The 14,852-nt window shown below is 43.4% G+C and carries 8 protein-coding genes; all 8 read left to right on the top strand.

From position 1 onward, the window contains the following. The first annotated feature begins 21 nt into the window (after window positions 1-21). Entirely contained in the window at window positions 22-1,530 is a 1,509-nt protein-coding gene (locus tag ACLOAU_RS20800) for a RagB/SusD family nutrient uptake outer membrane protein (protein ID WP_427863826.1), read from the top strand. A gap of 11 nt (window positions 1,531-1,541) precedes the next feature. Continuing rightward, window positions 1,542-3,245, top strand: coding sequence for a fasciclin domain-containing protein (locus ACLOAU_RS20795; protein WP_427863825.1), 1,704 nt, complete (start codon window positions 1,542-1,544; stop codon window positions 3,243-3,245). 107 nt (window positions 3,246-3,352) lie between these two features. After that, window positions 3,353-4,888: a fasciclin domain-containing protein gene (locus tag ACLOAU_RS20790; protein WP_427863824.1), complete on the top strand. Its 1,536-nt coding sequence runs from the start codon at window positions 3,353-3,355 to the stop codon at window positions 4,886-4,888. A 49-nt stretch (window positions 4,889-4,937) separates the two neighbouring features. Next, entirely contained in the window at window positions 4,938-8,120 is a 3,183-nt protein-coding gene (locus ACLOAU_RS20785; RefSeq protein WP_427863823.1) for a SusC/RagA family TonB-linked outer membrane protein, read from the top strand. Window positions 8,121-8,154: 34 nt separating this feature from the next. Next, the gene (locus ACLOAU_RS20780; protein WP_427863822.1) at window positions 8,155-9,828 is read left to right on the top strand and encodes a RagB/SusD family nutrient uptake outer membrane protein; all 1,674 of its coding nucleotides are present in this window, start codon (window positions 8,155-8,157) and stop codon (window positions 9,826-9,828) included. A 122-nt stretch (window positions 9,829-9,950) separates the two neighbouring features. Continuing rightward, window positions 9,951-12,089 (top strand): hypothetical protein, encoded by a 2,139-nt coding sequence (locus tag ACLOAU_RS20775; protein WP_427863821.1) that lies wholly within the window; start codon window positions 9,951-9,953, stop codon window positions 12,087-12,089. An 84-nt stretch (window positions 12,090-12,173) separates the two neighbouring features. Further along, window positions 12,174-13,409 (top strand): oligogalacturonate lyase family protein, encoded by a 1,236-nt coding sequence (locus tag ACLOAU_RS20770; RefSeq protein ID WP_427863820.1) that lies wholly within the window; start codon window positions 12,174-12,176, stop codon window positions 13,407-13,409. A 2-nt stretch (window positions 13,410-13,411) separates the two neighbouring features. Next, window positions 13,412-14,842, top strand: coding sequence for a glycoside hydrolase family 28 protein (locus ACLOAU_RS20765; protein WP_427863819.1), 1,431 nt, complete (start codon window positions 13,412-13,414; stop codon window positions 14,840-14,842). The last annotated feature ends 10 nt before the right edge of the window (window positions 14,843-14,852 follow it).

The following is a 14,852-nucleotide window of genomic DNA, read 5'->3' as shown; positions in this document are numbered from 1 at the left end:
ACACTACGAAAAAGCGAAATGATGAAAACTTCAATATACCTGTTTATTTTAAGTACCTGCTTTGTTGCAGGGGTATCATCCTGCGCCAAAAAATTTGATTTAATCCCGCCGGACGGCATTATCAGGGAAAATTACTGGCAAACCAAAGAGCAGGTGCATGCTGCCGTAATTGGCTGCTATGCGTCCTTAATGGATGGAGGATCCAGTGCAACTACAAGAGGCCCTGCCGAAACCTTTTTTATCTGGGGAGAGATCAGAGCCGATATGGTTACACCATCCCTGGGTACCCGTGCCGAAGAAAATGAGATATTTAATATCAGCACGCAGCAAAATAACACCCTGGTCGATTGGAGACCTATCTACAATATTATCAACTATTGCAACACGGTGCTGGACTATGCTCCTTCAGTGTTACAGAAAGACCAAACGTTTACACAGGAAGCGCTGAACGGATACCTGGCTGAAGTCAAGGCCCTAAGAGCACTGATGTATTTCTACCTGGTAAGAAGTTTTGGTGATGTGCCTCTGAAACTAAAATCCACAGCAAGCGATGAAGACATTGTTCAATTGGCCAAAAGTACGCAACAGGAAGTACTGGCCCAGATCGTAAAGGATCTGGCTGAGGCAGAACCTAATGCGGTAACTACTTATGGGGATGTCCGGGACAAAGGCCGCATTACCCGGAACACGATCAATACCATTCAGGCCGACGTAGCATTATGGATGGAGAACTACCCTGCTGCTATTGCTGCTTGCGATAAAGTTATTGGTTCACGGCGGTTTGGCCTGATAGCCTCAAGTGCTGCCTGGTATAACACTTTATACAGAACCGGCAACTCCAACGAAAGTATATTTGAAATACAGTTTAATCAGCAGAAACTGAACCCTTTCTTTAACATGCACGCTCTTGCAGCTACCCGCAGGTATATAGCAGCCAACAGGGTCATGGATCAGATATTTACAACGGAACTGAATCTGTTCACAGGCGCGCCTGACATACGGTCCAACGGAGCTTCCGTAAGAGCCGAGGACAATGCTATCTGGAAGTATATTGGTACTAATAACGAAGACATGATTGCGCAAGCCGATTCGTACACTCATTGGTTTTTCTATCGCTACGCGGATGTATTGCTGATGAAGGCAGAAGCCCTGGCACAAATAGACGGCCGTGGTTCCGAGGCACTTGAGCTGGTAACCCAGGTACGCAACAGGGCCCTTGCACCCGAAGCAACCAATAATAATCCCGACATCACTAATAAAGAAGAATTGTCCCTGTATATTTTGGAGGAACGTGCCAGGGAATTTGCCTTTGAGGGCAAACGCTGGTACGATGTATTACGCTATGTAAAGAAAAATAACTATTCGAATATTGCCTATTTACAGGAAATGGTTGCAGGTATTGTGCCAGCCAGTTCGGTTAGAACTGCGCAGGCTAAAATGCTTGATTACAACAGTCACTATTTCCCTATATACTTTTATGAACTGCAAACCAATAAGCAGTTAGTTCAAAATCCATTTTATAAACAATAAAATTAACGAGGATGAAAAAGTTTGCCTATTTACTTATTGTAATGCTTGCAACAGCTTCAAGCCTGTTTTTAAACAGCTGTCAGAAAACGCAGTTGCAGGAAGCCACCTCCACCGATCCCAATATTCTGCAATACCTGCAGAACGATTCGCTGGCACGTTTTTCAAAACTGGTAACCCTTATCGACAAAGCAGGCTATACTACGGCATTTAACACGTACGGGACCTATACTTTTTTTGCCCCTACCAATGAAGCCATAGATGCCTATATGCGCAAAAAAAACATAGCATCCCTTGAATCTTTTACCAAAGAGCAATTACAGGACATTTTAAAATTTCACCTGCTTGGTGAAAAAGTGTTCACTTATAATTTCAATGATGGCAAACTACCCTCTATCACCGACTATGGTCAGTACTTAATCACCGGTGTATCCAATGTCAATGGCGTTTCGTCCTATATTGTAAACCGCCAGGGTAAAGTATTGCAGCAAAACATTGAATTAGGCAATGGCATTATACATGTCATAGACAAGGTATTAGAGCCTACGGAACTAACTTTAGCGAAGTTACTGGAACAGGATCCCGAGTATTCCATATTTACCGAGGCTTTAAAAGCTACGGGTCTCTTTAACAAACTGAATACGCAGGCTGTAGCAAATGGCGATACTTTATGGTACACTGTAATTGCCGAAAAAAACCGAACCTATCTTGATTCCGGTATTGTTGATTTTGCAGCACTTAAAACAAAGTACTCCAAATCTGGTAATCCGGCCGCCCCAACGGATGGACTATACCTTTATATGGCGTATCATATTCTACCGGATATTAAGTTCCTGGCAGATATTGTAACCGCTACATCACATGAAACATTGGCCCCTCTTGAAGTATTGACCAATAAGTTCATTAATAATAAAGTGCTGATCAACGATGACAGCTATACCACTATTAACGGACTCGTACATGAGCCAGGGGTGGAACTGAATATAGCTACCAGCGACAGAAGCGCTATCAATGGTGTGCTACATCATGCTATGGGAGGCATTGCTATTAAGGAAAGAAAACCGTTTGCCGTTTACTGGGATCTTTGCTCCACACAGCCTGAGCTAACAAGACTGAGCGCCATCTATGGTAAAAAGACCTATCTATTTGATTTTGGCGATGGCAATACCTTTAAAGATTTGAAATGGGAAAAAAGCTGTCTGAAATATCGTGTAGCCTCGGGCGGCTATTTGAAAGACTACTGGCAAATGGGTATGGGCCGCTCTTCAAGTAATACCGAGAATACTGGTACCTGTTCGGGTAACAACTGGATAGAATTCACTACTCCTTTATTAGTAAAAGGAAAATACAAAGTCTGGCTCTGCTATTTCACTCAAAACAGCACAGTGAGTGCTGTTCAGGCTTCCTTTAACGGAGCACCACTTACCAGCGCATTGATCGAGTTTCACAAAAAAATATCTTCCGTACAACCTAAAGACGAAGCCAACCTGGCAGCGCTTGGCTGGAAATGGTGGGCAGGCACTTCTCCTTCCGGCTCTACCGTAGGTCGTATGTTGGGTATTGTTGACGTTACCTCTACAGGCCGTCATAAAATCAAATTCGAATTATTATCCGGGCAGAATGCCGACTGTAATTTTGATATGGTGCATTTTATTCCTATTGACTGGCCCAGCCAAACCAGTCCGCGCTTCGATCCGGATGGTAAAATTGTTTACTAAGGATTAACATTTTTAGATCAGTCTGGCGGTTTCAATAAACCGGAACCGCTTTAATAAATCTTTTGCTTCAGGCAGAAGTACTTAAGCGAAATATCAAAAAAATTTAGATGAAAAAATTATCGTTTCTGATAGCTGGTATCACTTTTCTTGTAACGATGGAGGCCTGTAAAAAATGGGAAGATCATATTGCGCTTCCCGAACAGCAGCTATCTGAAACATTGATGGAACATATTAAAAAAGATCCCCAGTTAAGCAGCTTTGCCAATTATGTGCAGCAAACCGGACTGGACAGCTTGCTCAATGCCTCTAAAAACATAACTGTTTTTGCACCCGGTAATGATGCGCTGGCAACCCTGCCCGGCTCTGTAACATCCAATCCTGCGCAGCTAAAAGCTTTCCTGCAAAATCATATATCCACCAATGCCTATTTTACGCGTGATGCCGTGGATTCATTGAGGGTTCCTATGGTAAATGGTAAAAAGATATTTTTTATAGCCAGGAAATTTGATGAGGCTAATATTACTGAAGGAGATATTTATGTGAGCAACGGTGTACTGCACAAAATAGATAAAGCTATTGTTCCGTTGCAGAGTATATGGGAATATATATTAGACAGCAAGAGCAGCTTTCTTCAAAACAATTATATATCCTCGCTAAATTATCTTGGCCAGGACCCCAGCCTGGCGGAATTAGACAGTATTAATCCGGCTACCGGCGAACCGGTGTACAAACCCGGCACGGGCATTGTCAATATCAATACTTTTAAAACAAAAGTTTTGGATGTAGCTAACGAAGACAGCCTCTTCACTTATATACTACTTACGAATGATGCCTTTAATGCTGAAAAAACAAGACTTCGTCCGTACTTTAACGGTGCCAATGCAGACACAGCTAACAGTAATACTTCATGGGCGGCAGTGAAAGATTTTGCAGTGAGGGGGTTATATACCGAAGCAAATCTACCAGCGGTTCTCGAATCGAAATTTGGTGTCAAGATCACTATGAATCGCTCTTCCATCGTTTCAGTAAAGAAGTTAAGCAATGGTATAGCCTACGTAATGAATGCCCCCGGCATTACTCTACAGGAAAAGATACCGGTAGTTTATGTGGAGGGAGAAAACCCGTATGTCTTTTCGGTTCCGAATTCGGCTACTATTTTTTACAGGGACAGGATGAACCCGCTAACAGGAAAAAGTTTTAAAGACATTTACCTGAACATGGGTAGCAGTGGTGCTAACAGGTACGTATCTTACTACACCAATCAGCTATATACCACTAAATACAAGGTATACCTGATGTCATTAAATGACAAAGTAATTTCACCGCAGGCCGATGGCACTTACGGCACGGACTCAACACTAAGTCATACCGTTAGAATATTCAACAGGCAGGCAGATACGCTGGCACAAAAGTTCGAAAATTCTGTCAACGTAACACCCAATACTTACACAGAATTTTACCTGGGCGATTTTACCAATGACGAATACAACTGGTTACTATCCTACCCAACAAGCAGTCCAGCCGGAATAGCTTACACACTAAATCCAGCTACAAGGTATATCAGGGTAGTAGCCCCTGCAACAGCAACCGGCCGGCCGTTTAATCTTACAGTTAATTACTTGAGATTTGAACCCGTGTTTTAAAGAGAACTGATTGGTTAATATTTACGACTATTATCACTTATAACAAACTATGCGAAGATTATTTAATATAGTGAAAATCCTGCCGGCAATGTGTTTCCCGGTGTTATGTTCCACGGTCGATGCGCAGGAGGCAACACCCCCACGTGCTCCGGCCGTTGTTGCTAAAATGGCTAATCCTGTTTCAGGAACAATCAGCGATGCAGCTACCGGGAAACCTGTAGTGGGTGCCAACATTACTTATAAAGAATTTGCAGCAGCTATAAGCGATACCTCAGGGAGGTTCTCGATTGACGCTCCCTGGAATGATATCACTTTACTAATAACAGCAGATGGCTACCAGGCGAAAGAAATCGCATTAAAAGGCAATAAGAACATTGTTATACAATTGCAGAAAAGCGGTTTTCAGTCTTTTTACGAAGACATCACGCTTCCCTCCGCAACCATGCTACGCAGTAAACTAGCCAATGCAGCAACTACGGTGAAAACGGATGGTGCATGGGCCAACATACCTGAAACACCAGATGCTTATCTGCAGGGGCGCGTAGCAGGTTTACAGTCTATTCGCAGATCGGGAACACCCGGTATTGGAGCAGACCTTTTTCTAAGAGGTTATAGTTCTCTGTTCGCCTCGAACCAGCCGATGATCATTGTTGATGGGGTATATTACGACAACGGCAGTTATGGTAATTCACTGGTGTCGGGATACTATAACAATCCACTCTCTTTTATCGATCTTAAAGACATCGATGACATCACAGTGCTGAAAGATGGTTCTTCTTTATACGGCGCCAAGGCCGCCAATGGCGTCATCATCATTACAACCGCAAGAGCCCGCGAAGAAGCTACTAAGATTGATGCAGCAGTTTACGGGGGTGTTTCTTTCGCTCCTTCTGCCATCCCGGTAATGGGTGCAGGCAGTTACAGAAGCTATCTTTCAGAGATGTTGCAATCCAAAGGTTTGTCCGCTTCAGAAATCCAGCAACTTCCCTACATGAACGATGACATTAATAATCCCGAGTATTACAGGTACCATTCCAATACCGATTGGCAGAACCAGGTCTTTAGTCAGCGATATACGCAAAATGCTTATTTAAAAATTACCGGTGGTGACAATATCGCCAAATACGGACTATCTATCGGCTATTTAAACAGTAAATCGCCTTTAGAAGAAACAGGCCTGAACCGGTATAATATGAGATTTAATGCGGATCTGAACCTGAGCAAGGGGCTAACAGCATCCGCCAATATCGGGTATTTCAGAAGCAGTGCAGATCTAAAGAACCAGGGGATTAATCCTACAACCAATCCTATTTACACGTCTTTGGTTAAAGCACCGTTTTTACCTACTCACGTAATTGCTGATAATGGTTTGGAGTCTCCGCTACTAGCCGGACGGGACACGCTCGGTTTTAGTAACACGGCGGCAATCATCCAGAATATGACCAGCAACAATACAAGCTACAGGTTTGTCGGTGGCGTCACCTTCAACTACCAGCTATCCAACAGCCTCACATTGGGAACTACCATTGCCATTACCAGTCAGAAAAACCGGGAGAACTTTTTTATTCCCGAAAGAGGCATTGCTCCGGATACTTTGTTTAACGGAACATTGGCCCGCAACCGGTCAGGAGCCCAGGTAATCAAAGCCTTCAACACCTTCAATGATACCAGGATCAGTTATTACAAGGCTTTTAATAAACGGAACCAACTTAATGTTAAAGCCGGTGTGCGCTACAATAAAACAAATGGTGAACAGGACTATGGTTTAGGTTTTAACTCTGCTACAGACCAGCTTACCGGCGTCGGTTACGGATTAAATACGCTGCGTCAAATAGGCGGTAACCTCGGATCGGCTACCTGGTTGAATATGTATGTTAATGCCGATTACAATATGGCGGACAAATATTTTATTACTGTTGCCAATGCCTTAGATGCATCGTCCCGCTTTGGTCATAAAATTGAAAATGCAGGAATTGAAATCGGCGGGCGCAGGTTCGGGGTATTTCCATCCCTTGGTGCAGCCTGGCTTATTTCTTCAGAAAACTTTATGGCAGCTGCGCCGGCTATCAACCTTGCCAAGCTGAGGGTATCATACGGCATCACCGGTAATGATGATATCGGCAACTACACCGCCCGTAGCTATTATGTATCGCAAAACCTGTTAGGCGTAGCCGGCCTGGTACGTGGAGGTATTGCAGACGAAAGATTACAGTGGGAACAGGTATCTAAATTAAACATGGGACTTGACCTGGCATTATTTAATGAACGTTTGCAAATAACGGCTGACGTATATAGCAATAAGACCAGCAATATGATCGTGTACGAACCCGGGCCTGCTATCACCGGCCAGGAATATATTGTAAAGAACAGCGGCGCCATGAAAACCAATGGCTGGGAAACTGCCATCACGGGCTTATTGATCAATCAAAATAAATTGAAATGGCAACTGGGCTTCAATATTGCAGCATATAAAACCAGTGTAACGGAATTGCCTGCAGGCAGTTTTATTACGGGCTATGCGGGCGGTAATACCATCACCGGTGTAGGTAATGCGCCCAATGTATTTTACGGTTATAAAACCAATGGCGTGTTTGTCTCAGATGCTGCGGCAGCAGCCAGTGGCTTAAGTACCAGGAATGCCGACGGATCATCGACTCCTTTCCGTGGTGGTGATATGATCTTCAGCGATAATGGAGACAAGATCATTGATGAAAAAGATATGCAGGTAATTGGCAACCCTAATCCTGATTTCTTTGGTGGAGTTAATACCAGACTTACTTACGGCAATTGGACACTTGATGCACTGGCTACCTTTAGTGTAGGTGGTGATGCATATAACTATGCACGCAGGCAACTGGAATCGCAGAGCGGCTATGCCAACCAAACGGAAGCTGTGATGCGCCGCTGGAGAACGGATGGCCAGCTAACCGACATTCCTAAAGCCACCTGGGGTGACCCGATGGGCAATAGCAGGTTCTCTGACAGGTGGATAGAAGATGCCTCCTATCTTAGACTTAAAACGGTTTCTCTTTCTTACAAAGTGCCCGTTAAGCCTACTGCTTTAAAATACATACATATTTATGCTACCGGTAATAACCTGATCACCTTTAGTAAATACCTGGGTTATGATCCGGAGTTCAGCGCTGCATCCGGTATCTACGGACAAGGTGCAGATACGTTTTTGGAGCCTCAATACAAATATGTACAATTGGGTGTAAGATTTGGCTTGTAAAGGATATTATAATAGTTGAAAAGATAAAAAAACAATGATGAACAGATATAGCTCTATACAAATATTAACTGCTTTTGCTCTTTGCATGGCCATGCTGGTCTCCTGTAAAAAGTTGATAGATGTGGACGCGCCGGGTGTGCTGGAAGAAAAGAACATGTATCGTAATATATATGATGCAGATGCAGCTATCATTGGCTTATATGGGCGTTTCCTGACCTTGGCAGAAAGTTATGTAGTATTAAATGAGCTGAGGGCCGATTTACTGACTACCACTGCCAATGCCAACGAGAATCTGATCCAGTTGAACAAGCACGATGTTAAAGCAGGGAATCCTTATGCCAACCCTAAACCCTATTACGATGTCATATTGAATTGTAACGACCTGCTATACAACTTCAGGCAAATGCTGAACAGCAAAACCCTGAACCAGACCCAATATAATATGCGCTATGCTGATGTTGCTTCCTTGAGAGCCTGGGTATACCTGCAACTGGGTATTCATTTTGGTAATGTCCCATATATATCCAATCATATCCCTTCAGCCAGCTCGCTGGAAACCTTAATGCAGTCTGAGGCTGCTACACCTGTTCCTTTTAATGTATTGTTGGATTCATTAATTACAGTACAGGAGTCTTTAGCTTACATGGACCCCTATGCAGCAGGAACCGACCTGGTAACGACCGTTGACGGGTATAGTACCGCCAGGTTCTTCATTAATAAAAAAGTAATGTTGGGTGAATTGTACCTGTGGAGAGGAAAGAGCGGCGATTATAATAAGGCAGCTACCCTGCTGAAACAGGTAATGGAATCCGGCGGCACCGGCGATTTCTTTACTTACCGTATAACAGGTGCGTCAAAAGGAGATAATAACGATTTAGCGGTAGGTTATTTGCGGTATAACGAAATGGATGAGTATTCGCTGATCAACAGTAACAGCCAGGGCTGGCGTTCTATATTTGCCCGCGCAGAAGATCGCCTCTTTGGATACGAATGGCTGTGGTACCTGCCTTACAATACGCTTTTCCAGCCTATCAATCCTTTTACAAAACTATTCACTACCAACTTCCTGCTCAAACCATCACAACAAGCGGTAGACAACTGGAATACACAGGTTCAAAAAAACAATTTCCCTTATGATGCACGTGGTCCAAAGTTCAGCTATACCATGGTTGGCAACGAACCGCAGGTAGCCAAATATGGATATAACGCTAATACAGAAAAATGGTTCCTATACCGGGCTGCGGCTTTACACCTGGCTTTTGCAGAAGCTGCCAATAGAGACGGGCATCGTGCCATTGCCAATGCTTTGGTGAACCAAGGCATTCAACCCACCCTAGGTAACCGGATCACCGATGAGGGAGGACCTTATTTATTCGATGCACGTAAAAGTGATAATCCACAAATAGCAGCAGATTGGTATTTAAATAATGGTTTGAGAGGACGTGCCAACCTGTACACAGTTCCTATTACAACAGATAGCACCATTGCTATTGAGAATATGATTATTGATGAAGCGGGTCTGGAATTGGCATTTGAAGGACGTCGCTGGTCTGATTTATTAAGAATTGCTTTACGCAGAAATGATCCGGCATTCCTTGCTGATAAGGTTTATGAAAAATTGAGAAAGCAAAACGACCCTTCAGCAGCAACGGTAAGAGCGCGGCTCATGAATAAAGAAAACTGGTACCTGCCTTTCAAATGGCAATAGATCTCAGTTAAAGTATATTAGTTATAAAATACTAACAACCACAACTAACTGCTTTAAGAAAACAGGTTACTTTTCAAAACCATAGAAGTGAACCTATAGTTCGTTCTAAACAAAAGATTATCATGAAGCTTCGTAGTACCCTTCTTTTAGCAGTTATATTATCCTGTATCACGGTACAGGCCCAGAAGACAAATAGTATTAATCGTCAACAGCTGGTAGAACGTCATACGGTTCGCCTTAATAAGGCCGACACCCTCGCCTCTCTTTCAGTAGGCAATGGCTCATTTGCCTTTACAGTGGATGTAACCGGCCTGCAGTCTTTTCCTGATGAATATGCCAACGGTGTACCGTTGGGCACGCAAAGTGCCTGGGGATGGCATGCTTTTCCTAATATCCATCAGTACAAACAGGAAGATGCTTTAAAAACTTACCATCTTAACGGGCGTGATGTAACTTACGCAGTACAAAACAACCAGGGACCGGAGATCAGCAAAAAAACGGCTGACTATTTCCGCATTAACGAGCACAGGCTTCACTTAGCTAATATAGGGTTCGATATTACAAAGAAAGATGGCTCTTTAGCTTCTTTAGCTGACATTAAAAATATACAGCAGTCACTAAATATGTGGAACGGAAGCATTACCAGTTCCTTCTCAATAGAAGGAGTTCCCGTTCAGGTTGTTACTTATGGACACCACAGCAAAGATGCTATTGCTGTAAAAGTAAATTCTCCTTTGCTACAAAAAGGACGTATTGCGATAAGAGTGAGACTGCCCTACCCCAGCGGCGACTGGGGCGACAGAGGTAATCATTGGGAGAACAGCGAAAAGCATCAGTCTTCCGTGACCCATAGTACGGCTAATACAGCATTGATAAAACATGTGTTAGATACAACTGCCTATTACGTACAATCTCAGTGGACGGGCAAGGCGAACTTTAAAGAAAAGCAAGCACATTACTTCACCATTACGCCAAGCGGAAGCAGTAGCTTTGAGTACAGTTGTTTATTTAGTCCCCAGACACAGTCCACTCTACCCTCTTTCTCCGCAACACAGCAAAGCAGTATACAGGGCTGGCAGCAGTTCTGGAAAAGCGGCGGTGCCATTGATTTTTCGGGCAGTATTGACAAAAGGGCATTTGAATTAGAACGACGTATCATTCTATCTCAATACCTTACCCGAATTCAATGTGCAGATGATTACCCGCCACAGGAAACCGGTCTTACCTATAACAGCTGGTATGGCAAGCCTCACCTGGAGATGCATTGGTGGCATGGGGTACATTTTGCTTTATGGGGTCGTCCGGCGCTGATGCAAAAAAGCGTAGACTGGTATTTTAAGGTGCAGGATATTGCAAAAGGCATTGCGAAAAGGCAGGGTTATGAAGGTATTCGCTGGCAAAAGATGACGGATAATAAAGGACGGGAAGTGCCCTCCTCTATTGGTTCCTTCCTGATCTGGCAGCAACCTCATTTTATTTATTTTACAGAACTTTTATACCGGGCTCAAAAAGATAAATCAATATTGAATAAATACAAAGACCTGGTATTTGGCACTGCCGATTTTATGGCCTCATTTGCCCGCTTTGATTCTGTTAAACAAAAATATGTGCTGGGCAAAGGACTGATACCTGCACAGGAACGTTTTAAAGCGGAGGAAACCTTCAACCCTACCTATGAGTTGGTATACTGGCATTGGGCATTAAATATTGCGCAGCAGTGGCGCGAGCGCCTGGGATTGCCCCGGAACGCCAAATGGGATGATGTAGTAAAAAGACTGTCACCACTGCCTATACAAGACAACAAGTACTTATTTACTGAAAGTGGCACAGATTCTTATACCAACCCCGAATACAAAACCGATCATCCTTCAGTTTTTGGTGCCCTGGGTATGATGCCTCAAACACCTATGCTTAACACAGGGTTAATGCAAAATACTTTTAACTGGATTTGGACCAACTGGAGCTGGCAGGAGACCTGGGGCTGGGACTTCCCTATGGCTGCCATGACTGCTACAAGACTGGGCGATCCGGAGAAAGCCATACAGGCTTTGCTCATGGATATCCAGACCAATACCTATTTACCCAATGGTCATAACTACCAGGAAGGAAGGTTAACGATCTATTTACCGGGCAACGGGGGGTTATTAACAGCCATCGCTATGATGTGTGCAGGTTATGATCAGGCAAAAGGCACTTTACCCGGAATTCCCAAAGATGGCAAATGGAAGGTAAAATTTGAAGGACTTCAAAAAATGCCTTAACAGGACGAAGCATGACAGTTATGCTACGCAAAGCAGGTATCTTAACCATTACCGTTTTATTGTCTAACGTTTTACACTTCCATCGTGAAAAAAATATTTTATACCCTGTCTACCCTGGTTTTTATTACGTCTGTTAATGCACAACGCATTCTTCCTACTGGTCCCAACATGCCCAACGAATGGATTGACGCAGACACGCATCACAAAGTAGTTCGTTTAACCAATAATGACCGGAGCAATCTGAGCTTTTATTTTCATAATAATCCCTTTATCGGAGATAAGATGGTGTATTATAGCACCGAAAAAACTGTTGATCCTGCTGCAAAACAGGAAACTTACAATAGCAATGCAAAAGATCGCCAGCTATATTTATTAGATCTAAAAACGTTACAGTCAGAGCGATTAACTAATCATTCGTCGCCCATTACCGGAGAAATTGTTTCCACTCAACGTAATGAAGCGTTCTACCAGGTAAAGGACAGTGTCTTTGCCGTTGATCTTTCCACAAAGAAGTCCAGGTTGGTATATGTTTTTCCAGACGATTTCAAAGCCAGCATTACTACTATCAATGCAAATGGCACTTTATTAGCCGGGGCTAAATCAAGTGATACCGAAAAAGATATATTAAAACAAAATCCGGCTAAAAGCAGTTACTTCAATCTGATATACGAAGCCAAACTTCCCAGAACCTTATTTACAATTGATATCAATAGCGGGGAACTTAGCAAGATATTCACAGACAGCGCCTGGCTCAACCACATACAGTTCTCTCCCACTGACCCCTCGTCATTGATGTTTTGTCATGAAGGTCCCTGGCATAAAGTAGACCGGATCTGGACCATTGATGTAAACAGCAAAGCAATAAAACTAATTCATAAGCGAACCATGCCGATGGAAATAGCCGGGCATGAATGGTTTAGCAAGGATGGGCGATATATATGGTTTGATCTGCAGCAACCACGCGGGGCAACTTTTTTTGTAGCCGGTGTAGAACTGGCTACAGGCAAAACCACTCAATATGAACTGCAAAGAAATGAGTGGTCGGTACACTATACCAGCTCTGCTAACAATAAAGTTTTCGCGGGAGATGGCGGAGATCCGGGTGCGGTAGCCAAAGCTCCTGATGGAAAATGGATCTATTATTTCCGGCCTGATGGTGATCATTTTCAATCTGAAAAACTGGTGAACATGAAGCACCACCAATATCGTTTAGAACCCAATGTACATTTTTCACCCAATCAGCAATGGATTATTTTCCGCGCCAACTTTGAAGGCACGGAAAACATCTATGCAGTTGAAATTAAATCTTCTAAAAAATAAGCATGATCAGATTTTGCACAATGCTATTAATCCTGATGGTAGTAAGTTTTAATAACCAGGCTCAATTACCCCATCTTCCATGGGCTAAAGAAGTAGGCGCCAAAAAATTCCCTGCAGGAAAAAAAATATTCTACACTAACAACTTCGGCGCAAAGTCGGACACTATTACTATCAATACCCGCGCCATACAAAGAGCTATTGATGCCTGTGCCAAAGCAGGCGGTGGTATAGTAGCGTTTAAGCCCGGTATGTATGTAACGGGGTCAATCTTTCTGAAATCTAATGTACACCTGCGAATTGATGAAGGAGTGTTATTGCTAGGTTCACAGAATCTTAGCGATTATCCGGATATTGATACACGTATCGCAGGTATTGAAATGAAATGGCCGGCTGCGCTGATCAATATCATCGATGTTTCAAATGTAGCGGTTACAGGCAAAGGCATCGTGAACGCCCGTGGTAAGTTTTGCTGGGACAAGTACTGGGCGATGAGAAAAGATTACGAACCGAAGGGGTTACGATGGATTGTAGATTATGATGCCAAACGCGTACGCACTTTTCTTACACAAAATGCTTCTGACATTACACTAAAAGATATCACTTTTAAAAACGCTGGCTTCTGGACCGTACAGCTGCTTTATTCGACCAGACTAACAGTGGACGGTGTGGTCATAAGGAATAATGAGGACGGGCACGGCCCCAGCACCGATGGTATCGACGTAGACTCTTCCAGTTGGGTTTTGATTGAGAACTGCGACATTGATTGTAACGACGATGACTTTTGCTTAAAAGCAGGTCGCGACTGGGACGGCCTCCGGGTTAACCGTCCTACCGAATATGTAGTCATCCGCAAATGTATTGCACGTAAAGGAGGCGGATTGCTGACACTTGGCAGCGAAACTTCAGGTGGCATCCGGAATGTATTGGCTTATGATCTGCAGGCATTTAAAACAGGACAAGGCTTCCATATTAAATCTACCACCACCCGCGGCGGTACGGTAGAAAATATCTACCTGCATAATATCAAAATGGATAGTGTGCGTAATGCTTTTCACTTTACGATGGACTGGAACCCCACCTATAGTAATTCGATGCTTCCTGCCGGGTATAATTATGATTCGGTTCCTCGACACTGGAAGACATTACTCCGAAAAGTCGATCCTCCTTCCAAAGGCATTCCTGTTTTCAGAAACATATATGTTTCCAATATAAAAGCCACAGGCATCACCAATCATATCATTTACTGTAATGGAATTCCTCAATCGCCGGCAACCTATTTCAATTTCTCAGATATTGAAATAACCGGAGCTAAGGCAGGCACCATCAGCAATGCTAAAGACTGGAAGTTTAACAACGTGTCCATAAAAGGAAGTGATGGGGCACCGTTGGCTGTTGAAAAATCGGAGCACATGAACCTTACTCTCACAAAATAATTTTTATAGC

Source organism: Paraniabella aurantiaca (assembly GCF_050309965.1).
In the GTDB taxonomy this organism is placed as follows: domain Bacteria; phylum Bacteroidota; class Bacteroidia; order Chitinophagales; family Chitinophagaceae; genus Niabella.
The sequence above is the reverse complement of the archived record's forward strand: the minus strand, read 5'-3'. Positions and strand labels throughout refer to the sequence as shown.